This window comes from Streptomyces sp. NBC_00316, assembly GCF_036158715.1.
GTDB lineage: Bacteria > Actinomycetota > Actinomycetes > Streptomycetales > Streptomycetaceae > Streptomyces.
The window spans coordinates 4,487,853-4,509,876 of the sequence record NZ_CP108023.1 but is presented as its reverse complement, the minus strand read 5'-3'; the positions used below and the strand labels follow the sequence as shown (position 1 = coordinate 4,509,876).

Sequence of the window (22,024 nt, the reverse complement as noted above, 5' to 3'; positions counted from 1 at the left end):
GGGACGGGTGCGGTGGCAGCGAGGACCCAGCAGCAGGAAGAGCAGACCGACGAGACCGCGCCCCCGCTACGGAGCAGGGACCGCCACCCGGTCGCGACCGCGATCAGTGTCTTCGGGGAGCTGCTGATCACCGCCGGCCTGGTCCTCGGCCTGTTCGTCGTCTACTCCCTGTGGTGGACGAACGTGCTCGCCGACCGCGAAGCCACGAAGCAGAGCCATAGTGTTCGCGATCACTGGGCGGATGAACCCGGCGCCCTGGACACCAAGGACGGCATCGGCTTCCTGCACGTACCCGCGATGAAGAACGGCGAGGTACTGGTCAAGAAGGGCACCGACACCAAAATCCTCAATGACGGTGTCGCCGGCTACTACACCGATCCGGTGAAGTCGGCTCTCCCCTGGGACAAGCAGGGCAACTTCACGCTGGCGGCGCACCGTGACGGGCACGGGGCGAAGTTCCACAACATCGACAAGGTGAAGACGGGCGACGCGGTCGTCTTCGAGACGAAGGACACCTGGTACGTCTACAAGGTCTTCAAGGAGCTTCCCGAAACCTCGAAGTACAACGTCAAGGTGCTCCAGCCGGTCCCGAAGGAAGCGGGTGTGAAGAAGCGTGGCCGCTACATCACGCTGACGACCTGTACGCCGGTCTACACGTCTAGGTACCGCTACATCGTTTGGGGCGAGTTGGTGCGTACGGAGAAGGTCGACAAGGACCGTACGGTCCCGGCGGAGCTGCGCTGACCCTAGGATGGCGAATGGCCCGAAGCCGCAACTTCTCTTTGCGACTTCGGGCCTCTCTACGTCTGGTCGACTCCTGGTCGGCTACTGCAGGACCGGGAGTGGCACCCCGGCGCCGAGAATGCGGGTGTTGCGTCGGTCGATGCGGGCGTCGAGGGACTCGGGCCCACCGTGGACAAAGTTGTCCACAGGGTGAGTTCGCGCCGCATACTCCCTGTCGAGCAGGTACGTACGCACCTGACGTGCGACTTCGCTGTCCCGGAGGAGCATGGCGACGTTGAGGACGGCTCGGCGGCTGAACAGCGCGAGGGTGCGGGTACGCGACTGGATCCCACTGAGCTCCTTGAAGGAGCTCAGTTCTGTACCTGTCAGAACGCGGTAGCCGCTGGCCTCGAGCTCGTCCCTATGGTCGAGTACCAGCGACCGGATGGCTTTGATTCCGACCTGGAAGTACGCCGCCACCATCGCCGTCGTCACATGTATTCCGTCCGGCAGCAGTGACAGCACCTTGACCCTGTCCAGCGCTTCCGTCTGCTCCACGATGCTTGCTCGTAGCGACCTCGACTCCAGCAGTACTGCATCGTTGATCACGCTCATGTCCCTTCGGCTCGCCCAGGGTGGCTGCGAGTGCGGGATTTTGATCCCCCACACCACCTCATTCGATCAACGAGTCAGGACATATGAAGACACGATGGGTCGATGCTCTCCATTCGGGCGTCCCTGGACGCCCGCCGCACAGGGCGGCGAGATCCGTGACGGTGCTGTGCCCATGGGGTACAGCGAAGGGCCGCGGTCACCTTCGAGGTGACCGCGGCCCTTCGCGTTCGTGCGGTCCGGCGTCAGTTTCGGGAACCGGTTGGGCCGCCGAAGAAATTGCCGCCGCCGTTCTTGTCCACGGTGGTGAGGGTGATCACGGTGGTGGCCGGGTCGGCCTGGGTGTTCGGCCCCGGGTCGATATTGGCGACCCGGGCGTTGTCATCCTGCGGGGTGCCGGGCGTGAACTGGATCTGCGTGAAGCCCTGCGCGGCCAGGAGCTGTTTGGCCTCGCCGACCGTCCTGCCCCGGACATCGGGGATCGGTTTCGTCGTCGGCTGTGCCGGGCCCTTGGAGACCGTCAGGACGATCTGGGTGTCCAGCGGCTGCTTGCCACCGGGCGGCGTCTGATTGATCACTTGGTTCGCCGGCCTCGTGTCCTCGACTTCGGTCTTCGACACGTTCGTGAAGCCGAGCGCGTTGAGCTGCGCCAGCGCGTCGTCGTACGACCTGCCGATCTGGGAGGGAAGGTCCTTCGTGGCCTGCTTGGCGACCGTGATCTTGACCTCGGACTCCCGCTCGGCCTTCGCGCCGCCCTTGGGGTTCTGATCGAGTACGGTGTCGGGCTCCGCGGTGGACGATTCTGCCGTCACGACCGTCACCGTGAAGCCCTTGTCCTCAAGGAGCTTGCGGGCGTTCTCCTCGGACTTCTCCGTGACGTCCGGGACCTCGACCTTCGGCGCTCCGGTGGAGACGACGACCGTGACGGTCTCGTTCTCCGCCATCTTGCCGTCCTTGGGGCTCTGGCTGCAGATCTTGCCCTTGGGCTGGTCCTCGCAGGGTTCGCGCGAGCCGACCTTGAGGATGACGCCGGCGTTCTTGGCGAGGTCCTGTGCGTCGCTCAAGGTCGAACCGACCATGTTCGGCACATCGACCTTGCCGCTGTCGCCGTTGCCGCCGCTGAAGACGGATTTGCCGATCAGGATCGCGCCGATCAGCACCAGAATGCCCGCGACGACCAGCAGGATCGTCGAGGTGTTGCTCTTCTTCTGGCGGCGACGGTCCGGGCGGTCGTCGTATCCGTAGCCGCCGTCGTCCGGGTTGACCGGGGGCAGCATGGACGTCTGGGCGCCGTTCTGGTCCGCGGCGCGCAGGGCCGTGGTCGGCTGGTCGTTGCCGTACCCGTCGTAGCCGCCGTACCCGCCGTACCCGGCCGCGCCCATCGCCGCGGTGGCGGCGACCGGCCGGCCGTCGAGGCAGGCCTCGATGTCGGCGCGCATTTCGTCCGCCGACTGGTAGCGGTAGTCGGGGTCCTTGACCAGGGCCTTCAACACGATCGCGTCCATTTCGGGCGTGATCTCGGGGTCGAAGGTGCTGGGGGTCTGCGGCTCTTCCCGTACGTGCTGGTAGGCAACCGCGACGGGTGAGTCGCCGATGAACGGCGGCCTGACCGTCAGCAGCTCGTAGAGCAGGCAGCCGGTCGAATACAGGTCGGAGCGGGCGTCGACCTGCTCGCCCTTCGCCTGCTCGGGGGAGAGGTACTGGGCGGTGCCGATGACGGCCGACGTCTGGGTCATCGTCATGCCGGAGTCGCCCATGGCGCGGGCGATGCCGAAGTCCATGACCTTGACCTGGCCGGTGCGCGTCAGCATGACGTTCGCCGGTTTGATGTCGCGGTGGACGATGCCTGCGCGGTGCGAGTACTCCAGTGCCTGGAGGATCCCGACCGTCATTTCGAGGGTGCGCTCGGGCAGCAGTTTGCGGCCGGAGTGCAGGAGTTCTCTGAGCGTCGACCCGTCGACGTACTCCATCACGATGTACGGGATGGAGACCCCGTCGACGTAGTCCTCGCCGGTGTCGTAGACGGCGACGATGGCCGGGTGATTGAGCGAGGCGGCGGACTGCGCCTCTCGGCGGAACCGGGCCTGGAAGGACGGGTCGCGGGCGAGATCGGTCCGCAGCGTCTTCACAGCGACGGTGCGGCCGAGCCGGGTGTCGTGAGCGAGGTAGACCTCGGCCATGCCACCACGACCGAGCACCGAGCCCAGCTCGTACCGGCCGCCGAGGCGACGCGGCTCTTCCATAACTGTTCCAGCCCTCTCCGTCAGTCCGAACCGCACCGGTGTGGGGTCCGGCGGTGTGCTGCTCGCGCATACGCTACCGGCCACGCCCCGGCTGATCGGCCCCGAGCCGTCACCTGATATCTGACCGGTATCCCAATGTGCAGATATGGCGCCCGATGTGATGGGCGTCACGTCTACTTGCCGAGGACCGCCTTCATCACGTCTCGCGCGATCGGGGCGGCGAGTCCGCCACCGGAGACGTCGTCCCGGTTGGCCTGGCTGTCCTCGACCACGACGGCCACGGCGACCGGCGAGCTGCCGTCGCTGGTCTTCGCGTACGAGATGAACCAGGCGTACGGCTTCTCGCTGTTGTTCAGGCCGTGCTGGGCGGTACCGGTCTTGCCACCGACGGTGACGCCGTCGATGAGGGCCCTGGTTCCTGTACCGCTCTTGACGACGGTCTCCATCATTTCCTGGAGCTTCTGCGCGTTCTCGCCGGAGAGGGGCTGGCTGAGCTGTTCCTTCTCGTGGGTGTAGATGTCGTCCAGGTTGGGCGCCTGACGCTTGGCGACCATGTACGGCTGCATGAGTTTGCCGTCGTTGGCGACCGCGGAGGCGACCATGGCCATCTGCAGCGGGGTGGCGCGGTTGGACGCCTGGCCGATGCCGGCCATGGCGTTCTGCGGCCGGTTGTCCTTCGGGTAGATGCTGGCGGCCGAGCGGACTGGAGTGAAGATCTCCTTGTTGAAGCCGAACTTGGCGGCCTCGTCCATCATCTTCTGGTTGCCCAGGTCGTCGCTGATCTTGCCGAAGACGGTGTTGCAGGACATACGCAGCGCTTCCCGGAGCGACGCGTTCTCGCACGGGATGTTGCCCTCGTTCTGCAGGACGGTGCTCACCTGCGGAAGGCGGTACGGCAGCGGGGAGTCCGTCTTGTCGTCGATACCGGTGTAGAGGCCGTTCTCCAGGGCCGCCGCCGCGGTGACGACCTTGAAGGTCGAGCCGGGCGGGTAGGTCTCGCGCAATGCCCGGTTGAGCATCGGCTTGTCCTTGTCCTTCTGGAGCTTCTGCCAGGCCTCGGAGTCCTTGTCGGAGTTGCCCGCGAAGGTCGAGGGGTCGTACGAGGGGGTGCTGGCGAGGGCCAGGATGGCGCCGGTCTGCGGGTCGAGGGCGGCCACGGCGCCCTTCTTGTTGCCGAGCCCCTCGAAGGCGGCCTTCTGCGCGGCGGCGTTCAGGGTGGTGACGACGTTGCCGCCCTGCTTCTTCTCGCCCGTGAACATCGACAGGGTGCGGTCGAAGAAGAGCTGGTCGTCGTTGCCGGTGAGGATGCCGTCCTCGATCTTCTCCAGGAAGTTGGCGTCGAACGCCTGCGAGGAGTATCCGGTGACGGGCGCCCACATGGGGCCGTTCTTCCAGATCCGCTTGTACTTGAAGTCGCTGCCCTTGGTCACGACGGAACCGGTGATGGGGTTGCCGTCGACGATGATGTTGCCGCGCTCATGGGCGTATCGCTCGATGCGGACGCGGCGGTTCTCGTCGCGGGTGTTCAGCTCGTCGGCGCGGACGTACTGCAGGTAGTTGGTCCGCACGAGCAGGGCGAGGATGAGGACGCCGCAGAAGATTGCGATCCGGCGCAGGGGCTTGTTCACGGTCGGACCACCTGGGTCATCTCGGCGTCGGAGGAGGGTGCGGGAGCCGGTGCAGGGCGGCGCGCGGTGTCGCTGATCCGGATCAGGACGCCGATGAGTGCCCAGTTGGCGATCACGGATGAACCACCGGCTGCGAGGAACGGCATCGTCATACCGGTCAGCGGAATGAGTCCCATGACACCGCCGGCGACGACGAAGACCTGGATCGCGAAGGCTCCGGAGAGACCGATCGCCAGGAGCTTGCCGAACGGGTCGCGGGCGGCGAGTGCGGTGCGCACGCCGCGCTCGACGATCAGGCCGTAGATCAGCAGGACGGCCATCATTCCGGCGAGACCGAGTTCCTCGCCGACGGTGGAGAGGATGAAGTCGGCGTTGGCGGCGAAGCCGATCAGGTCGGAGTTGCCCTGACCCCAGCCGGTGCCGAGGGTGCCGCCGGAGCCGAAGGACATGATGGCGTTGGCGATCTGCTCGCACGCGCCGCTCGTGTCGCTCGTGTAGCAGGCGAACGGGTCGGCCCAGGCGTTCACACGTGACTGGACGTGGGGTTCGAAGGTGGCGACCCCGACCGCGCCGGCTGCGGACATCAGCAGACCGAAGACGATCCAGCTGGTCCGTTCCGTGGCGACGTACAGCATGATCACGAAGAGGCCGAAGAACAGCAGCGACGTACCGAGGTCGGTCTCGAAGACCAGGATCAGGATCGACAGGCCCCAGATCACGAGAATCGGTCCGAGGTCACGGCCGCGGGGCAGGTACAGACCCATGAAGCGGCGGCTGGCCAGGGCCAGCGCGTCTCGTTTCACCATCAGGTAGCCGGAGAAGAAGACCGCGATGACGATCTTCGCGAATTCGCCGGGCTGGATGGAGAACGGACCGAGACTGACCCAGATCTTGGCGCCGTTCACCGAGGGGAAGAACATCGGCGCGATCAGCAGGACGAGCGCCACGACCATCGAGATGTAGGTGTAGCGCTGCAGGATGCGGTGGTCCTTGAGTGCGAGCAGTACGGCGACGAACAGGGCGACGCCGATCGCGGAGTACATCAGCTGCTTGGGGGCATCGGGGGTGAAGCCGCCGAACAGTGTCTCTGCGCGCTGGATCAGTCGCGGCGACTGGTCGAGGCGCCAGATCAGCACCAGTCCCAGCCCGTTGAGCAGGGTCGCCAGCGGCAGCAGCAGCGGGTCCGCGTACGGGGCGAACTTGCGCACCACGAAGTGGGCGACGCCGCCGAGGAGGATCAGGCCGAGCCCGTATCCGAGCATGCCGGAGGGCAGTTCGCCGTCCATGGCAAGGCCCACATTGGCGTACGCGAACACCGAGATACCGATGGCGAAGGCCATCAGGCCCAGTTCGGTGTTGCGACGGCTCGGCGCGTCGATCGCGCCGATCGTGGTCGTGTTGGTGACAACGCTCATGGTGCTGAAGGCCCCCTACGGCTTACTGCTTACCGCACTGCGGGACCAGCTTTTTCTCTTCCTCCGAGAGGCTGGGGCCGGGAGTGGGAGTCGCTGTGGTCGGCTTGGTCTTGGTGGTGCCGGACTGTGCGGACGTCTTGGTGACTTCCGTGCCCGTGCCGCCGGCTTCGCCCTCGTCGGTGCGGGCGTTGCTCTCCGCCTCGGCTGCGCGGCGCTGCGCGTCCTTCTTGCAGGCGGAGGCCTGGGTCGAGAGTTCGTTGATCTTTTCGCGGGCGTCGGTCAGGTTGCCCTCGGCGATGGTCGCCTCGACCTGCTTGCGCTGGTAGGGCGGGAGGTACTTGAGTTCGATCTCGGGGTGGTCCTTCTCGACCTTCGAGAGCGAGACCCATGCGAGGTCCTGGCTGATGCCGCGGAAGAGCGCGACGTGTTCGTTCTTCGCGCCCACGTAGAACTGGTTCTGGGTCCAGCGGTAGCCGCCGTACACACCGCCGCCGATGACGGCCAGTGCGAGCACGATGTACAGGGTCCTCTTCAGCCACTTGCGGCCGCCGCCGGGCTTGATGAAGTCGTCGTCGGTGTAGGCGTCGAAGGAGCCGTCCGGCAATCCGCCGTAGCCGAGGCCGTCACCGCTTCCGGGCGGCCCGAAGCCGCCTGCGGGCGGTGGGACGGGACGGCCGAGGCCGGCCGCGCGTCCGGCCGGGGTCTCCATCATGCCGCCGTCGTTCAGCTGGGCGGCCTGGTTCTCGGCGACCGCGCCGACGATGACCGGAGTGTCGTTGAGTCGTCCGGCCAGGGTGTCGTTGCTGTCGACGTCGAGGACGTCGGCGACGATGCAGGTGATGTTGTCCGGGCCACCGCCGCGCAGGGCGAGCTGGATGAGCTCCTGGATGGTCTCCTGCGGGCCCTGGTAGCTGGCGAGGGTCTCTTCCATCGTCTGGTGCGAGACGACGCCGGAGAGCCCGTCGGAGCAGATCAGATAGCGGTCGCCGGCCCGGACTTCACGGATGGAGAGGTCGGGTTCGACGTGGTCGCCGGAGCCCAGCGCGCGCATCAGCAGGGAGCGCTGCGGGTGGGTGGTGGCCTCTTCCTCGGTGATCCTGCCCTCGTCGACCAGCCGCTGCACCCATGTGTGGTCCTGGGTGATCTGGGTCAGTACGCCGTCGCGCAGCAGGTACGCGCGGGAGTCGCCGACGTGGACCAGGCCGAGGCGTTGTCCGGTCCAGAGGAGCGCGGTGAGCGTGGTGCCCATGCCCTCGAGCTGGGGGTCCTCCTCGACCATCATGCGCAGTTGGTCGTTGGCCCGTTGGACTGCCGTGCCGAGCGAGGTGAGGATGTCCGAGCCCGGCACGTCGTCGTCGAGCTGGACGAGCGTGGAGATCACCTCGGAGCTGGCGACCTCACCGGCCGCCTGACCGCCCATGCCGTCGGCGATCGCGAGAAGGCGCGGACCGGCGTAGCCGGAGTCCTCGTTGCCCTCCCGGATCATGCCCTTGTGCGATCCGGCGGCGAAGCGCAGCGACAGACTCATGCGCACCTCGCCCGTCGGCTCGGGGTACAGCCGGTCTCGAGCCACACTGCCCACCCTCCGGTCGGGAGCCGGGCCGGGTCCGTTGCCCGGATCCGTGCGGCTCGCTCGCTCCGCTCGCTCATTGTCGTACTACTTCCGCAGCTCGATGACGGTCTTGCCGATCCGGATCGGCGCGCCCAGCGGAACAGGCGTCGGGGTGGTGAGACGGGTCCGGTCGAGATACGTGCCGTTGGTGGACCCGAGATCCTCGACGATCCACTGGCCGTCACGGTCGGGGTAGATCCTGGCATGCCGGCTGGACGCGTAGTCGTCGTCCAGCACGATCGTTGAGTCGTGGGCCCGGCCCAGGGTGATGGTCTGTCCCTGGAGCGCCACCGTGGTGCCGGTGAGGGTGCCCTCGGAGACGACCAGTTTGGTGGGTGCCCCCCGGCGCTGGCGGCCGGGCTGCTGGCGTTGCTGCGGCGGTGCCGCGGCGTTTTGGCGTGCCTGTTGCGGCCGTGCGTCGGACGCAGAGCGGCGTGAGCCGCGCTGCGTGACGCGCGTTCCGAACAGGTCGCTGCGGATGACCTGGACGGCCACGATCACGAACAGCCACAGAACGGCCAGGAAACCTAGCCGCATGACCGTCAGGGTCAGCTCTGACATTGCCCCCGCTTCACCCTTCGGCTTGCCGGTAAACGATGGTGGTGCTGCCCACGACGATCCGCGAGCCGTCGCGGAGCGTAGCGCGGGTTGTGTGCTGCCCGTCTACCACGATGCCGTTGGTAGACCCGAGATCCTGGATCGTCGAGGGCGTTCCGGTCCGGATCTCACAGTGCCGGCGGGATACGCCGGGGTCGTCGATCCGCACGTCGGCGTCGGTGCTGCGTCCCAGCACCAGCGTCGGGCGGGAGATCTGATGGCGGGTGCCGTTGATCTCGATCCAGCGTCGGACCTGCGCATTCGGCACGGGGCCGGGCGCGGCCGGCGGGCGCCGGTCGTGGGCGGGTGCGCCGTGGCGGCCGCCACCCGGCGGCGGGGCCGCGGGCATGGGCGGAACGGCGCTGGGCGGGTAGCCGTAGCCACCCGTGGGCTGGGGAGCGGCGGGCCGCCCCTGTCCCGGGTGGCCGGGCTGTCCCGGGTGGCCCTGGGGAGCCTGCTGGCCCTGCTGTGACGAGCTCGACGCGAGGGTGCGGCTCCGTACGCGGTAGAGCCCGGTGTCGAGGTCGTCGGCCTTCTCCAGGTGGACCTTGATGGGTCCCATGAAGGTGTACCGCTGCTGCTTGGCGTAGTCCCGGACCAGACCGGAGAGCTCGTCGCCGAGCTGGCCCGAGTACGGGCTGAGGCGCTCGTAGTCCGGGGCGCTGAGCTCGACGATGAAGTCGTTGGGGACGACGGTCCGCTCGCGGTTCCAGATCGTTGCGTTGTTGTCGCACTCGCGCTGGAGGGCGCCCGCGATCTCGACCGGCTGGACCTCGGACTTGAACACTTTGGCGAAGGTGCCGTTGACCAGACCTTCGAGACGCTGCTCGAAACGCTTCATGACTCCCATGGGGCACCTCCTCCGGTGTTCTCGTCCCTGTACTGCTTACTGATCGTATCCACGCGTCGGGAAATCGGCTGGTTCCCCTTATCTGCCCTGTGGATGAGTGTCACCTCTCACAGGGATCGTAGAGGTGGGCTCCTGACAGTGTCCCGCACCTGGGGTGCACTGAGGAGGAGTGGGGGGCGGGCGGCGTGGGTTCCGGCCGCCTTCGTTCGTTCCGCACCTGCCTACGAAACAACGGATGTGAATCCACCCTGTCCAGCGTGCTAATCTTCCGGATGTCGCCAGGCGCTCGCACCAACAGGTGAGAGAGTCTGAAAACACCACTCATGCGCGAGTGGCGGAACGGCAGACGCGCTGGCTTCAGGTGCCAGTGTCCTTAGGGACGTGGGGGTTCAAATCCCCCCTCGCGCACAAGAGAGAAGCCCCACAGGCCAATGGTCTGTGGGGCTTCTTCGTTTCCCGATGTCGCGTCCGGTGCTGCCGCGGCGTGCCGGCCTTGCTCTGTTCCTTGTTTCACGTGAAACGCCTGATTCGGGGCGTTCCGGTGCATGCCAGGGTGTTCTGGCGTGTGAGTAAAAGGAAGGGCCGGGGGCCGCGGAGATCGAGTACTCCGCGGTCCCCGGCCCATTGCCCGTGCGGCTCAGGCGGCGAAGCGGGCGGCGAGCGCCTTGGCCTTCTCTGCGGCATCGGTGAACGCCTGGGCGCGGGAGGCCTCGGCGAGCGGGATGAGCTCGGCCATCGCCGGCTGGGAGTGCGCCAGCGTGAGTTCCGGAACGATGAAGTCGACCTCGGCGCCGAACATGCTCGTCAGCAGCTTCTCCAGGTAGTTCTGGACGAACTCGGCGTCCGCGCGCGGGGTGCCGGGCGCGTACGAGCCGCCGCGGCTGGCGACGACGGTGACCGGAGTGCCCGCCACGGGGCTGTCGGGGCCCGCGTTGTGGCCGACGATGATCACCTGGTCGAGCCAGGCCTTCAGGGTGGACGGAATGCCGAAGTTGTACATCGGCGCGCCGATCAGGACGGCGTCTGCCGCTTCCAGCTCGGTGGCGAGCTCGCTGCGCAGCGCGTCCTCGGCGCCGGCGGCGGCTGCGGCGGCGTCCAGGTGGGGCAGCGGGTTCGCGGCGAGGTCGCGGTAGACGACCTGTCCGTCGGGGTGCTGCTCGATCCACGTCCGGACAAAGGCCGCGGTGACCTCGCGCGATGCGGAGCCCTGGGGGAAGACGGCGGAGTCGAGGTGCAGAAGCGTGGCCATGGGGGTCTCCACGGATGTCTAGGGGGTGATGTCCGGCCGGTTGGGAGGACATCTGTTTTGTACGTACCTAGTAATAACATAGGTCCTTACTATTCGTAAGTCCCGCACGGCGACGCAGTACGCTTGGTGTATGGCGGAGCACAGCGAGCAGGCGTGTCAGCGGGTCGACGTGGGCATCACGCGCGTTTTCGAGCTGTTCGGGAAGCGCTGGACGGGCCCGATCGTCTCCGTGCTCATGCAGCAGCCGGTGCACTTCGCCGATCTGCGTCGGGCGATTCCGGGCATCAGTGAGCGCATGCTCTCGGACCGGCTGTCCGAGCTCGGTGCGGCCGGTCTGGTGGTGCGTCAGGTCGACGAGGGGCCTCCGCTGCGGGTCTCGTACCGTCTGACGCGGGCGGGTGCTGCGATGGAGCCCGCCCTCAAGGAACTGGCGCTCTGGTCGAAGACGTACCTCGCCGATGACGGGGGCGGCTGCTGACGGCCCGCGGGGCTGTGACTTCTGCCGCTTCGGGTGCTGCGCCCGGCCTCTAGGGCTGCTGGTGCCCCTCCTGGGCGCCCTGGCTGCTCGTCCCGCCCGACGAGTTGTAGCGCAGCAGGTACTCCGCGAAACGGGCCAGATCGTCCGAGGTCCACTCCGCCAGGCGTTCCTGGTAGGCGGTGCGGCGACTGGCCTGGGTCGAGGCGAGGGCGCGGGTTCCGGCCTCGGTGGGATGCAGCACCTGGATGCGGTGATCCGCGGGGTCCGGGTGGCGCTCCACCAGGCCGAGTTTCTCCAGGGTGCGGATCTGCCGGCTGACCGTCGACTTGTCGAGCATGTAATGCGCCGCCAGGTCCGTTGCGCGGCAGCCGTGGCGGTCGTCGATGTGTGCCAGCAGCGTGTACGAGACCAGGGGCAGCTCCGGATGGAGGCGGGCCGCGGCGGCGCGCGCTCGGCGTGCGAACGCGGTCAGTTCGCGCTGAATGACGTCCAGTGACTCTTCGCGTTCCCCGGGGGTGCCTGTCACGGGTTTCACCTTCCTGAAATTTCAGTTGTATAGTACAACAGATGTAGGAGTTGTAAAAGCCAACTATTGGAGTTCCGATGTCTACAGGCCCGAGCGCCACCGGCTCCACCGCCGGGGCTGTGCGTCATGTGCTGACCCATCTCGTCACCCCGCTGCTGATGTGCATCGGCATGGGGCTCGCCTACCTCGGTGCGTTCCATGCCCCGGAACCGCATGACCTGAGGGTGGACGTGGTCGGGTCGGGTCCGCAGGCCCAGGTGCTCGCGCAGACGCTGCAGGACAAGGGCGATGGGGCGCTGAGCGTGCGTACGGTCCCCGATCGGGCCACCGCCGTGAACCACCTCAGGACACAGGCGAGTTATGGCGCATACCTGCCGGGGAAGCACCCCGAACTGCTCGTGGCCTCCGCCTCCTCCGACACCAGTGCCACGGTGGTGGAGAAGGTCTTCACGAAGGTCGCGGCCGCGCAGGGCGACCCGCTGAAGGTGACGGACACGGCGCCGACCGCGGACGGCGACCCGACCGGCCAGGGCATCTTCTTCCTGCTGGTCGCAGTGAGCATCGGGTCGTACGCCTCGGTCGCGGTGATCGGCGGCGCCGGCGCGGTGCTGGCGCTGCGGATCAGGGCGACGCTGGCCGTCGGCGCGTCGCTGGTCGTGAGTGCCGTCGGAGCGGCGTTCGCAGGGCCGCTGTTCGGCCTGGTGGACCACGGGCTCGGCGGCGTCTGGGCGATGGCGTGGCTCTATTCGGCGGGCATCCTGCTGGTCGGTATCGGGCTGCACACATTTCTGAAGCGGTGGACGACGCTCGGCGTGATGGTGCTGTTCGTGATGCTCAACTTCACCAGCTCCGGCGGAATCTTCCGGCCCGAACTGCAGCCCGGTTTCTTCGGTTCGCTGCATGCCTTCTGGAACGGTGCGGGCTTCGTCGAGGCCGTGCGCAGCCATGTGTACTTCGACGGGCATGCGCTCGGCGGCCATGTGCTGGTGCTCGCACTGTGGTTCGTGGTGGGTCTGGGCGTGATGGGTGCGGCCGGGCTGGCCGAGGGGAAGCGGCGGAGCGCTGCCGGGCACGCCCAGAGCTCGGTCGGCGCCCGGCACCGGGCCGGGGCGGAGGACCGGCCTGCGGCGGGGAGCCCGTCCGAGGCGGTGCTCCGGTCACAGGCCGGGGCGAAGGAGGAGCTGGAGGAAGAGCTCGAGGAGACCGTCGCCGTCTGACCAGGACCGAGCGTTGTCCACAGGTGTCCGTCCTGGTTTTCCACAGGGGCGGACGCCTGTTGGTGTCCGGCGGTACCGTCGTCGGCAGTTGATGTTGGGCAAGGTCGCCGGTCGAGGGCGGGGGAGGCTGCGTGCCATGGGTGAGTTCAGTGCGACGGTGCCGATGCAGCGGGCTGTGACGGTCGGGCCGCGCATTCCGGTCGTGCCCGGGTTCGCGCAGCGCACGGTGGTGGCGGAGCGGAGCGCCCCGCCGTCGCCGAAGGAGGCAGGCAAGGCGCTGCGCGGCCGGGTGCCCAGGGCTTCCCACGACGCCTTGGTCCTTCCGGCCGGTCGGCCCGACGCGGTTCAGGCGGTCGAGGAGTCGAGCCGGGGCCGCGTTCGCGACCTGGCGCCGATCCGGGTGGGGCGCATGGCTGCCACGCCGTTCGCGTTCCTGCGGGGTTCCGCCGGGTTGATGGCCCATGACCTGATGGGCACACCGGTGACGGGGGTGGGCGCCCAGTTGTGCGGCGATGCGCACGCGGCCAATTTCGGGCTGTACGGCGATGCGCGCGGCAGCCTGGTCATCGATCTGAACGACTTCGACGAGACCGTGTTCGGCCCGTGGGAGTGGGATCTGAAGCGGCTCGCCACCTCGTTGGTGCTGGCGGGGCGGGAGGCGGGGGCGGACGAGGGCACCTGCCGGCAAGGTGCGTACGACGCGGTGGGCGCGTACCGGCGGACGATGCGGCTGCTGGCCAGACTGCCCGCCCTCGATGCCTGGAACGCCATCGCGGACGAGGAGCTCGTCTCGCACACGGATGCGCGGGATCTGCTCGGCACGCTGGAGCGGGTCTCGGAGAAGGCCCGCAACAACACCAGTGCGCGCTTCGCGGCCAAGTCCACGGAGGAGTCCGAGGACGGCGGGCGCCGCTTCGTGGATGCACCGCCGGTGCTGCGGCGCGTGCCGGATGCGGAGGCCGCGGCCGTGGCCGCGGGGCTCGGCGACTATCTGGGCACGATCTCGGAGGACCGGGTGCCGCTGATCGCACGGTATGCGATCCACGATGTGGCGTTCCGGGTGGTCGGTACGGGCAGCGTCGGCACCCGGTCGTACGTGGTGCTGCTGCTCGACCACCGGGGCGAGCCCTTGGTGCTGCAGGTGAAGGAAGCGCGGCCCTCCGCGCTGGCGCCGTATCTGCCGGCAGTCGGGTTCGAGGTGCCGGAGGTGGCGCACGAGGGGCGCCGCGTGGTGCTCGGGCAGAAGCGGATGCAGGTCGTCAGCGACATTCTGCTGGGGTGGGCGACCGTGGACGGGCGGGAGTTCCAGGTGCGGCAGTTCAGGAACCGCAAGGGCAGTGTGGACCCGGTGGCCCTGACGGCCGACCAGGTCGACGACTACGGGCGGATGACGGGTGCGCTGCTGGCGCGGGCCCATGCGCACAGTGCCGACCCGCGGCTGATCGCGGGGTACTGCGGGAAGAACGACGAGCTGGACGAGGCGATGGCGAGCTTCGCGGTGACGTACGCGAACCGTACGGAGGCGGACCACGCTGAGCTGGTGCGGGCCGTCGGCGCCGGGCGAATAGCGGCCGAGCTGGGCGTCTGAGGCGCCGCTGCACGACCGCGCGTCCTCGGGGGGTGGGACGGGGCCATACGCTGGACGGGTGACCCACGAAGCCGCCGGGGTGCCGACCACCCGGAACGACGATGACCGGCAGGACAACGACCGGCAGCACGAGCAGCAGGTGCAGGACGGGCAGCCCGTGCAGGACAAGCAGCAGGGCCTCACGGCCGACGCCGGAACGGATGCCGGCGCGGACGCCGGGACGGACGGTGCAGTCGGCCGTGCCGCCGAGGGGGCGCGTCCCGAGGCGCGGCTGGCGAAGGCTGTGCGCGTGGCGGAGCAGGCGCTGATCGAGTTCGAGATCGCAGTGGAGACCTTCCGCGTCGAGGTCGAGAACTTCTCCCGGCTGCACCACCAGAAGCTCGGCCCGATGTACGCCCGCCTCGACGAGCTCGATGCGCAGATCGCGGAAGCCCGGGCCGCGAGGACCGGTGACCCCGAGGACCTGCGCAGGGCGCAGGAGGCGCGGGCGCTCGTGATGCCGATGCCGGGCGTCGAGGAGCTGTTCCACGACTGGATCGACTCCGAAGGGCTGTCCCCCGAGGCGGCGGCGATGCTGACCGAGCAGCCGGTTCGGCCGCCGAAGCGCGTCAGGCCGACCGAGGAGGCGCGCAAGCTCTACCGCGAGCTGGCTCGCAAGGCTCACCCGGATCTGGCTCAGGACGAGAAGGAGCGCGCGCGCCGGGACGAGTTCATCACCCGTGTCAATGGCGCCTACGGGCGCGGCGACGAGGCACTGCTGAAAGAGCTGGCGCAGGAGTGGGAGGCCGGGCCGGTCGCGGAGCGGGCGGAGCTCAGCGAGAGCGAGGAGCTCTACGCCCGGCTGGACTGGCTGACCCAGCGCAAGGAACTGCTGACGGTGCTCGCCCAAGAGCTGGAGGAGAGTGCGATCGGGGCCATGCTGCGGATGGCACCCGACGATCCGGACCGTCTGCTGGACGAGATTGCCGAGCAGCTGCTGGGTGAGGTCTCACAGCGCGAGGCGGAGCTGGCCGGGCTGGTGCAGTAGCGTTTCCAGTAACCCTGGAGCGTACGTACGAGAGAAGGCATGACCCATGAATTTCGCCCCGCTGCCCTCGGTGGATGTTGCGGCGGTGCCGTCGGACGGCCTGGTGCTGGACGTCCGGGAGAACGACGAATGGGCCGCCGGGCACGTCGAAGGTGCCCTGCACATTCCGATGAGTGACTTCGTCGGCCGCTTCGGTGAGCTGACCGAGGCGGCCGAGGACGGCCGCCGCGTGCACGTGATGTGCCGGGTCGGTGGCCGGTCCGCCCAGGTCACCCAGTACCTGGTGCAGCAGGGCATCGACGCCGTGAACATCGACGGCGGGATGCTCGCCTGGGACGGTGCCGGCCGTCCGATGGTCACCGACAACGGCACCCCGGCCTTCGTCCTCTGATCCGGTCGTAACCGCTGGTCCGGCCGGAACGCGTCGATCCGGCCGGAACGGACGGTCCGCCAGCGGTGCCACGGCTCCGGGGCGGAACCGTGGCCTCAGCCGAGAGGATGGGCGGCCAGCAGGTCGCCCAGGGCCTCCTCATGGGCCGCTGCCGGGCCGAGCGAGAGCTCGATCTGCTTCGCCCAGGCGTGGAAGCGGTGCAACGGGTAGTCGGTGTCCGCGCCGAAGCCGCCGTGCAGATGCTGGGCCGTCTGCACGACCCGGCGTACGCCCTCCGACGCCCAGATCTTCGCCACGGCGACATCACCCTCGACGGGCAGCGCGCCGGCGGCGCCGGTGGAGATCCGCCAGGCGGCCTGCCAGAGGGTCACTTCCATGGCCCGCAGATCGATGTAACGGTCCGCGGCCTGGACGGCGACGGACTGGAACGTCGCCACCGGGAAACCGAACTGCTCGCGCTTGCCGGTGTATTCGCTCGTCATGGCCAGCACGGTCTCGCCAAGTCCCAGTGCGAGCGCGCAGGTTCCGGTGGTGAGCAAGGCGCGCAGCCACTCCCAGGCTCCCGGGGCGCCGATCAGCGCGCGGTCGTCGATGCGTACTGCATCGAGCCGGACCTCGGCGAGCAACTCGCCGCTGGTGGAGACCTGTTCGGCCAGGGTGACGCCTTCGGCGGTGCGGCTCACCAGGGCCAGCACGGCCCGGCCGTCGCTTGTTCGGGCCGGCACGGCGATCCAGTCGGCGGACTGCGCCCACGGCACTCCCGACTGCACCCCGTCGAGCACCCATTCCGGGGCGTCGCTGTCGTTCTCTCCGTCGTCCGGGCGGGCGGTGACGGCGAGCTCGGCGGGGCCATGGCCGGTGCGGCCGTTGGCCCCGACGGTGAGGACCAGCTCGCCCCGGCCGACGCGGGGCAGCAGCTCGGCGGCCAGTCCGGGATCGCCGTCTCGCTGGAGCGACATCGCGACAGCGCAGGTCTCCAGCAGTGGCACCCGGGCGAGCACCTTGGCGGACTCCCGCAGGACCAGGCAGAGCGCGACCGGATCGAGCCCGGACCCGCCGTGCTCCGGTGCCAGCGTCAGGCCCAGCAGGTCGCCTGCGGCCAGCCCGGCCCACAGAGAGCGGTCGATGTCCCGGTCCACTGCACCCGGCACGAGGGCGGGGCTGGGTACCGCGTCGGGCTCGACGCCCGAGAAGATCGCCCTCGCTGCCTCGGCGGCGGCCTGCTGCTCCTCGGTGAAGGTGAAGTCCACTGCCCTGGCCTCCTGCGAACCGTTGTGCTCGTACTCGGACCTGACGGGTCGTCAAGATAGAACAGGTTCTACAAGAAAGGAACAGGGGAGCGGGACCTCGGCGAACGGCCGGGGAGCCCGGCGGGGTCAGCGGTCGAAGTCGAGCTCCACCTCCGGAGTGACCGGATGCGACTGGCAGGCCAGCACATAGCCGGCCCCCGTCTCCTCCGGCTCCAGCGCGAAGTTGCGGTCCATCCGGACCTCGCCCGAGACCAGGAAGGCCCGGCAGGTCCCACACACCCCGCCCTTGCAGGCGTACGGCGCGTCGGAGCGGCTGCGCAACACCGTCTCCAGCAGCGATTCGCCGTCCTGGACCGGCCAGCTTCCCGAGCGGCCGTCCAGTGTCGCGGTGAGCGTGCTGTGCGCGGGCGCCTCGACCCGGGTGCGGACGGCCTCGGCCGGCCCGTCGTCGACATGGAAGATCTCTTGGTGGATACGGGTCCGGTCGACGCCGAGGCCGTGCAGTGCACGTTCTGCTGCCACGACCAGGCCGAGGGGCCCGCACAGGTACCAGCCGTCCACCTCGTCCACCGAAAGCAGAGCGGGCAGCAGCCCGGTGAGACGCTCCCGGTCGAGCCGGCCGGACGGGAGGCCCGCCTGCTGCTCCTCCCGGGAGAGCACCGTCACCAGCTGGAAACGGTGCGGGTAACGGTCCTTGAGGTCGGCGACCTCGTCCAGGAACATCGTCGACGCCGCTGTCCGGTCGCTCCGGATCAGGCAGAACCGGGCCTCGGGTTCCCGCGCCAGCAGCGTCGATGCGATCGACAGCACCGGGGTGATGCCGCTGCCGCCGACAATCGCCGCGAAATGCCCGGCGCGAGGAGTGAGCACGAAGCGCCCCATCGGAGGCATTGCTTCGACTTGGTCGCCGACGGCGAGTTCCTTGAGGGCGTACGTGGAGAACGCACCGCCGTCGACCAGCCGGATGCCCACCCGCAGCGCCGGATCGGCGGGCGCCTCGGCGGCCGGGGCGCAGATCGAGTACGAACGCCGGATCTCCTCGCCGTCGACCGTGTAACGCACATTGAGGTGTTGGCCGGGCTTGTGGCGGAAGGTCTCGCGCAACTCGGCCGGCACCGCGAGGGTGACGGCCACCGAATCATCGGTCAGCCGCTCGATCGCGCGGACCCGGAGCGGATGGAACATCTACAACTCCTTGAAGTGGTCGAACGGTTCGCGGCAGCTCACACAGCGGCGCAGCGCCTTGCAGGCGGTCGAGGAGAACCGGCTCAGCAGCTCCGTGTCCGTGGAGCCGCAGTGCGGGCATCGCACCGAGAGGGTGAGCGGCACCGGCCCGCCGGACCGGCCTGCGGCGTCGTGCGCGCGAGGGGGCGCTATGCCGAACTCGGCGAGCTTGCGCCGCCCCTCCGCGCTGATGTCGTCCGTCGACCAGGCGGGCGCGAGGACGGTGACCACGGAGACCTCGGGTATCCCGTGGTCGTGCAGCACCTGCTCGATGTCGGCGGACATGGCCTCGATCGCCGGGCAGCCGGTGTATGTCGGGGTGAGGCGGACCGTGACCGTGCCGGGGGCGAGTACCTCCACCCCGCGGAGCACCCCCAGCTCCTCCAGGGTCAGGACGGGCAGCTCGGGGTCGGGCACGGACCCGGCGAGCCTGCGCACCTCCTCCTCCAGCAGCGTCCCGGTCACCATGACGCACCCGGGTGACTGCGGTGCAGATGCTGCATCTCGGCGCACATCCGGCCGAATGGTTCCGTGTGGATGCCCTGACGTCCGGCCCCGGCCGTCCAGGCACCTGACTGCGGGCCGGCCGGCACAGTCAGCGTCGCCCGTTCCAGTACGCCGGTGACCGTCGTCAGCCAGTCGTTCTGCAGCGACTGCCAGTCGATCTCCACGCCCTCGACCGGCTCGAAGAGCTCACCGGTGAACCGCCACAGCGCGTCCACCCCGTGCTGCATCCGCTGGTGGCTCTCCGCCGTGCCGTCACCGAGCCGCAGCGTCCAGTGCTCGGCGTGGTCCTGGTGGTAGGCGACCTCCTTGACGGCTTTCGCCGCCAGCCCGGAGAACTCACCGTCACCGGCTGACAACTGCTCGTACAACCCCCGCTGGTAGACGGAGAAGTAGAGCTGGCGGGCGATGGTGTGGGCGAAGTCGCCGTTGGGCTGCTCGACCAGCTGAACGTTGCGGAACGCCCGCTCCTCGCGCATGAACGCCAGCTCGTCCTCGTCCCCCACGAGCGAGAGCAGCACCCGGGCCTGTCCCAGCAGATCCAGGGCGATGTTGGCGAGGGCCACCTCCTCCTCCAGCACGGGCGCATGGCCCGCCCACTCCCCCAGCCGGTGCGACAGCACCAGCGCGTCGTCGCCGAGGGCGAGGGCCGCGGTCACAGGTGCTTCACCCCTTCCGGGATCTCGTAGAACGTCGGGTGCCGGTAGGGCTTGTCGCCCGACGGCTCGAAGAAGGAGTCCTTCTCGTCCGGCGAGGAGGCCGTGATCTCCGTCGACGGCACCACCCAGATGGAGACGCCCTCGGAGCGGCGCGTGTACAGATCGCGGGCGTTGCGCAGGGCCATCTCGGCGTCCGGGGCGTGCAGGCTGCCCGCGTGGGTGTGCGAGAGGCCGCGTCGCGACCGCACGAACACCTCCCACAGGGGCCAGTCCGTCGAGCTGCTCATGCCGTCGCCTCCGCGTTCGCTGTGGGTGTGTCTGCCTCGCGCGTCCGCGCGTGAGGGTTCTCAGTCCGGTGTTTCACCGCGAAGGCGGCCGCCGCGTCCCGTACCCAGGCGCCCTCTTCGTGCGCCCGGCGCCGCTGGGTGAGGCGCTGTTCGTTGCACGGGCCGTTGCCCTTCAGGACCTCCTGGAACTCCGTCCAGTCGATCGCCCCGAAGTCGTGGTGTCCGCGCGCCTCGTTCCACCTGAGGTCCGGGTCCGGGAGGGTGAGCCCCAGCGTCTCGGCCTGCGGGACACAGATGTCGACGAACCGCTGCCGCAGCTCGTCGTTCGAGTGCCGCTTGATCTTCCAGGTCATCGACTGCGCCGAGTGCGCCGACGCGTCGTCCGGTGGGCCGAACATCATCAAGGACGGCCACCACCAGCGGTTCACCGCGTCCTGCGCCATCTCGCGCTGCGCCGGGGTGCCGCGGCCGAGGGCGAGCAGCAGCTCGTACCCCTGGCGCTGGTGGAAGGACTCCTCCTTGCAGATGCGGACCATCGCCCGGGCGTACGGGCCGTACGAGCAGCGGCAGAGCGGCACCTGGTTGGTGATCGCGGCGCCGTCCACCAGCCAGCCGATCGCGCCGACGTCCGCCCAGGTCAGCGTGGGGTAATTGAAGATCGACGAATACCTCTGGCGGCCTGCGTGGAGCTTGTCGAGCAGCTCCTCGCGGCTCGTCCCGAGGGTCTCCGCCGCGCTGTAGAGATACAGCCCGTGCCCCGCCTCGTCCTGCACCTTGGCCATCAGGATCGCCTTGCGGCGCAGCGAGGGGGCACGGCTGATCCAGTTGGCCTCGGGCTGCATGCCGATGATTTCGGAATGGGCGTGCTGCGCCATTTGCCTGACCAGCGAGGCCCGGTAGGCGTCCGGCATCCAGTCGCGCGGCTCGATGCGCTCGTCCGCCGCCACCGCAGCGTCGAACACGGCCAGCAGGGCGCTCTCCGCGTCGTCGTGCCCGCCTGTTGCCGCCTGCACCGTCGCCTGCGCTGTCTGGTCCGCAGTCACTGCCGCCATCCCGGGCTCCCTACCGACCGATCGTTCGGTTCATTGGCTTCAATGGTGAGTCGCTGGCCCGTAGGGTGTCAACCCTGTGGATAACTGACCGGGGATCGACGGGGATCGGGGCGGGATGGATTCGTACGACGACAGGGGCGTCGGAGGCGGGAGCGGGAGCGCCGGGCCGGGGGCGGTCCGGCATGAGGACGTCCCGTTCGACACCGGTCAGGGCGCCGGTTCCGGTGCGGCCACCGAGCCGCCGCGTGCCGGTGTCGCGGGCCTGTCTCTTCCCTACCAGATCGCTACCGCCGTCGCGCTGTCGATCATCGGGCTGATCGCCTGCACCCACCTGGCCATGGTGTTCCTGCACGTCGCTCCGTCCAACACCCTGACCAAGCAGCACGGCAAGGTGGTCGACGACTGGGTCTATCCCGAGTTCGAGCAGAACTGGAAGCTCTTCGCTCCCAATCCGCTCCAGCAGAACGTCGCCGTGCATGTCCGGGCCGAGATAGCCGGCGCCGACGGTCGCCGTACCACTCCCTGGATGAGCCTCTCCGGCGAGGACGGCAAGGCGATACGCGGCAATCTTCTCCCCAGCCACGTCCATCAGAACGAACTCCGCCGTGGCTGGGACTTCTACGTCAACTCGCACGACGTCGAGAACCGTCCGAACGGCCTGCGCGGCGAACTCTCCGAGCGCTACATCCGCCGGATGGTGATGCTGCGCCTCAGTGAGCACGACTACGGCGGCACCATCGAGCGCATCCAGGTCCGGTCCGAAATGCGTTCCGTCGGAGCGCCGCCGTGGAGTACGGAGAAGATCAGTACCAGGCCGAGCTACCGGGTGCTGCCGTGGTGGACCGTGACCTCCGCCGACCTCCCCGAGAACGCCGAGGAGGCGGACCAGTGA

The 22,024-nt window shown here is 68.7% G+C and carries 22 protein-coding genes and 1 tRNA gene; 8 read left to right on the top strand and 15 right to left on the bottom strand.

Annotation, left to right across the window (positions count from 1 at the left end; all coding sequences use genetic code 11):
- Positions 1–12 precede the first annotated feature (12 nt).
- Positions 13–744, top strand: coding sequence for a class E sortase (locus OG878_RS20040; protein ID WP_328888062.1), 732 nt, complete (start codon positions 13–15; stop codon positions 742–744).
- A gap of 81 nt (positions 745–825) precedes the next feature.
- Here the strand turns inward: OG878_RS20040 and OG878_RS20035 are convergent, their stop codons facing one another.
- The 7 genes from OG878_RS20035 to OG878_RS20005 all read right to left on the bottom strand — a co-directional run bounded on the left by OG878_RS20035 (position 826) and on the right by OG878_RS20005 (position 9,680).
- Positions 826–1,332, bottom strand: coding sequence for a restriction endonuclease (locus OG878_RS20035; RefSeq protein ID WP_328888061.1), 507 nt, complete (start codon positions 1,330–1,332; stop codon positions 826–828).
- Between the two features lie 248 nt (positions 1,333–1,580).
- A complete protein-coding gene (gene pknB / locus OG878_RS20030; protein WP_328888060.1) occupies positions 1,581–3,578 on the bottom strand; it encodes a Stk1 family PASTA domain-containing Ser/Thr kinase in 1,998 nt (665 codons plus the stop codon).
- A gap of 173 nt (positions 3,579–3,751) precedes the next feature.
- The gene (locus OG878_RS20025; RefSeq protein ID WP_328888059.1) at positions 3,752–5,206 is read right to left on the bottom strand and encodes a peptidoglycan D,D-transpeptidase FtsI family protein; all 1,455 of its coding nucleotides are present in this window, start codon (positions 5,204–5,206) and stop codon (positions 3,752–3,754) included.
- On the bottom strand, positions 5,203–6,621 hold the full coding sequence (locus OG878_RS20020) for an FtsW/RodA/SpoVE family cell cycle protein (protein ID WP_328888058.1): 1,419 nt from the start codon (positions 6,619–6,621) through the stop codon (positions 5,203–5,205). Before OG878_RS20020 ends, OG878_RS20025 begins: the two co-directional genes overlap by 4 nt.
- Before the next feature lie 22 nt (positions 6,622–6,643).
- Positions 6,644–8,149 (bottom strand): Stp1/IreP family PP2C-type Ser/Thr phosphatase, encoded by a 1,506-nt coding sequence (locus OG878_RS20015; RefSeq protein WP_328891307.1) that lies wholly within the window; start codon positions 8,147–8,149, stop codon positions 6,644–6,646.
- Between the two features lie 129 nt (positions 8,150–8,278).
- Positions 8,279–8,794, bottom strand: coding sequence for an FHA domain-containing protein FhaB/FipA (locus OG878_RS20010; RefSeq protein ID WP_277327275.1), 516 nt, complete (start codon positions 8,792–8,794; stop codon positions 8,279–8,281).
- A gap of 10 nt (positions 8,795–8,804) precedes the next feature.
- A complete protein-coding gene (locus tag OG878_RS20005; RefSeq protein ID WP_328888057.1) occupies positions 8,805–9,680 on the bottom strand; it encodes a DUF3662 and FHA domain-containing protein in 876 nt (291 codons plus the stop codon).
- A gap of 325 nt (positions 9,681–10,005) precedes the next feature.
- Here OG878_RS20005 and OG878_RS20000 point away from each other — a divergent pair.
- Positions 10,006–10,088 (top strand) — tRNA-Leu (locus OG878_RS20000).
- Between the two features lie 229 nt (positions 10,089–10,317).
- Here OG878_RS20000 and OG878_RS19995 read toward each other — a convergent pair.
- Entirely contained in the window at positions 10,318–10,929 is a 612-nt protein-coding gene (locus OG878_RS19995; RefSeq protein ID WP_328888056.1) for an FMN-dependent NADH-azoreductase, read from the bottom strand.
- Positions 10,930–11,059: 130 nt separating this feature from the next.
- On the opposite strand from OG878_RS19995, the gene OG878_RS19990 reads away from it, so the two are divergent.
- Positions 11,060–11,407 carry a winged helix-turn-helix transcriptional regulator gene (locus OG878_RS19990; RefSeq protein ID WP_277327278.1) on the top strand — a complete coding sequence of 116 codons (348 nt, stop codon included), beginning with the start codon at positions 11,060–11,062 and terminating at the stop codon, positions 11,405–11,407.
- A gap of 49 nt (positions 11,408–11,456) precedes the next feature.
- On the opposite strand, the gene OG878_RS19985 is transcribed toward OG878_RS19990, so the two are convergent.
- The gene (locus tag OG878_RS19985; protein WP_328888055.1) at positions 11,457–11,933 is read right to left on the bottom strand and encodes a MarR family winged helix-turn-helix transcriptional regulator; all 477 of its coding nucleotides are present in this window, start codon (positions 11,931–11,933) and stop codon (positions 11,457–11,459) included.
- Positions 11,934–12,010: 77 nt separating this feature from the next.
- On the opposite strand from OG878_RS19985, the gene OG878_RS19980 reads away from it, so the two are divergent.
- The 4 genes from OG878_RS19980 to OG878_RS19965 all read left to right on the top strand — a co-directional run bounded on the left by OG878_RS19980 (position 12,011) and on the right by OG878_RS19965 (position 16,156).
- The gene (locus tag OG878_RS19980) at positions 12,011–13,150 is read left to right on the top strand and encodes a hypothetical protein (protein WP_328888054.1); all 1,140 of its coding nucleotides are present in this window, start codon (positions 12,011–12,013) and stop codon (positions 13,148–13,150) included.
- Between the two features lie 136 nt (positions 13,151–13,286).
- The gene (locus OG878_RS19975; protein ID WP_328888053.1) at positions 13,287–14,738 is read left to right on the top strand and encodes a DUF2252 domain-containing protein; all 1,452 of its coding nucleotides are present in this window, start codon (positions 13,287–13,289) and stop codon (positions 14,736–14,738) included.
- Positions 14,739–14,796: 58 nt separating this feature from the next.
- Complete coding sequence (locus OG878_RS19970; protein WP_328888052.1) at positions 14,797–15,765, top strand: J domain-containing protein; 969 nt, start codon at positions 14,797–14,799, stop codon at positions 15,763–15,765.
- Between the two features lie 46 nt (positions 15,766–15,811).
- Complete coding sequence (locus tag OG878_RS19965; RefSeq protein ID WP_030930368.1) at positions 15,812–16,156, top strand: rhodanese-like domain-containing protein; 345 nt, start codon at positions 15,812–15,814, stop codon at positions 16,154–16,156.
- A 95-nt stretch (positions 16,157–16,251) separates the two neighbouring features.
- On the opposite strand, the gene OG878_RS19960 is transcribed toward OG878_RS19965, so the two are convergent.
- From OG878_RS19960 to paaA, 6 genes are all read right to left on the bottom strand, one after another.
- Entirely contained in the window at positions 16,252–17,406 is a 1,155-nt protein-coding gene (locus tag OG878_RS19960; protein WP_328888051.1) for an acyl-CoA dehydrogenase family protein, read from the bottom strand.
- Between the two features lie 126 nt (positions 17,407–17,532).
- Entirely contained in the window at positions 17,533–18,591 is a 1,059-nt protein-coding gene (locus tag OG878_RS19955; protein ID WP_328888050.1) for a 2Fe-2S iron-sulfur cluster-binding protein, read from the bottom strand.
- A complete protein-coding gene (gene paaD, locus OG878_RS19950) occupies positions 18,592–19,098 on the bottom strand; it encodes a 1,2-phenylacetyl-CoA epoxidase subunit PaaD (RefSeq protein ID WP_328888049.1) in 507 nt (168 codons plus the stop codon).
- Positions 19,092–19,793 (bottom strand): 1,2-phenylacetyl-CoA epoxidase subunit PaaC, encoded by a 702-nt coding sequence (gene paaC, locus OG878_RS19945; RefSeq protein ID WP_328888048.1) that lies wholly within the window; start codon positions 19,791–19,793, stop codon positions 19,092–19,094. Before paaC ends, paaD begins: the two co-directional genes overlap by 7 nt.
- Positions 19,790–20,080, bottom strand: coding sequence for a 1,2-phenylacetyl-CoA epoxidase subunit PaaB (gene paaB, locus OG878_RS19940; RefSeq protein ID WP_328888047.1), 291 nt, complete (start codon positions 20,078–20,080; stop codon positions 19,790–19,792). Before paaB ends, paaC begins: the two co-directional genes overlap by 4 nt.
- Complete coding sequence (paaA, locus tag OG878_RS19935; RefSeq protein ID WP_328888046.1) at positions 20,077–21,132, bottom strand: 1,2-phenylacetyl-CoA epoxidase subunit PaaA; 1,056 nt, start codon at positions 21,130–21,132, stop codon at positions 20,077–20,079. Before paaA ends, paaB begins: the two co-directional genes overlap by 4 nt.
- A 115-nt stretch (positions 21,133–21,247) precedes the next feature.
- On the opposite strand from paaA, the gene OG878_RS19930 reads away from it, so the two are divergent.
- Entirely contained in the window at positions 21,248–22,024 is a 777-nt protein-coding gene (locus OG878_RS19930) for a DUF5819 family protein (RefSeq protein WP_328888045.1), read from the top strand.

Excerpts from the sequence above, each read along its gene's own strand:
- OG878_RS19965 (WP_030930368.1), top strand. The coding sequence starts at position 15,812 with ATGAATTTCGCCCCGCTGCCCTCGGTGGATGTTGCGGCGGTGCCGTCG.
- OG878_RS19980 (WP_328888054.1), top strand. The coding sequence starts at position 12,011 with ATGTCTACAGGCCCGAGCGCCACCGGCTCCACCGCCGGGGCTGTGCGT.
- OG878_RS19990 (WP_277327278.1), top strand. The coding sequence starts at position 11,060 with ATGGCGGAGCACAGCGAGCAGGCGTGTCAGCGGGTCGACGTGGGCATC.
- OG878_RS19975 (WP_328888053.1), top strand. The coding sequence starts at position 13,287 with ATGGGTGAGTTCAGTGCGACGGTGCCGATGCAGCGGGCTGTGACGGTC.
- OG878_RS20020 (WP_328888058.1), bottom strand. The coding sequence starts at position 6,621 with ATGAGCGTTGTCACCAACACGACCACGATCGGCGCGATCGACGCGCCG.
- OG878_RS20005 (WP_328888057.1), bottom strand. The coding sequence starts at position 9,680 with ATGGGAGTCATGAAGCGTTTCGAGCAGCGTCTCGAAGGTCTGGTCAAC.
- OG878_RS19995 (WP_328888056.1), bottom strand. The coding sequence starts at position 10,929 with ATGGCCACGCTTCTGCACCTCGACTCCGCCGTCTTCCCCCAGGGCTCC.
- OG878_RS20015 (WP_328891307.1), bottom strand. The coding sequence starts at position 8,149 with ATGAGTCTGTCGCTGCGCTTCGCCGCCGGATCGCACAAGGGCATGATC.
- paaB (WP_328888047.1), bottom strand. The coding sequence starts at position 20,080 with ATGAGCAGCTCGACGGACTGGCCCCTGTGGGAGGTGTTCGTGCGGTCG.
- pknB (WP_328888060.1), bottom strand. The coding sequence starts at position 3,578 with ATGGAAGAGCCGCGTCGCCTCGGCGGCCGGTACGAGCTGGGCTCGGTG.
- paaA (WP_328888046.1), bottom strand. The coding sequence starts at position 21,132 with ATGGCGGCAGTGACTGCGGACCAGACAGCGCAGGCGACGGTGCAGGCG.
- OG878_RS19930 (WP_328888045.1), top strand. The coding sequence starts at position 21,248 with ATGGATTCGTACGACGACAGGGGCGTCGGAGGCGGGAGCGGGAGCGCC.
- paaD (WP_328888049.1), bottom strand. The coding sequence starts at position 19,098 with ATGGTGACCGGGACGCTGCTGGAGGAGGAGGTGCGCAGGCTCGCCGGG.
- OG878_RS19955 (WP_328888050.1), bottom strand. The coding sequence starts at position 18,591 with ATGTTCCATCCGCTCCGGGTCCGCGCGATCGAGCGGCTGACCGATGAT.
- OG878_RS20010 (WP_277327275.1), bottom strand. The coding sequence starts at position 8,794 with ATGTCAGAGCTGACCCTGACGGTCATGCGGCTAGGTTTCCTGGCCGTT.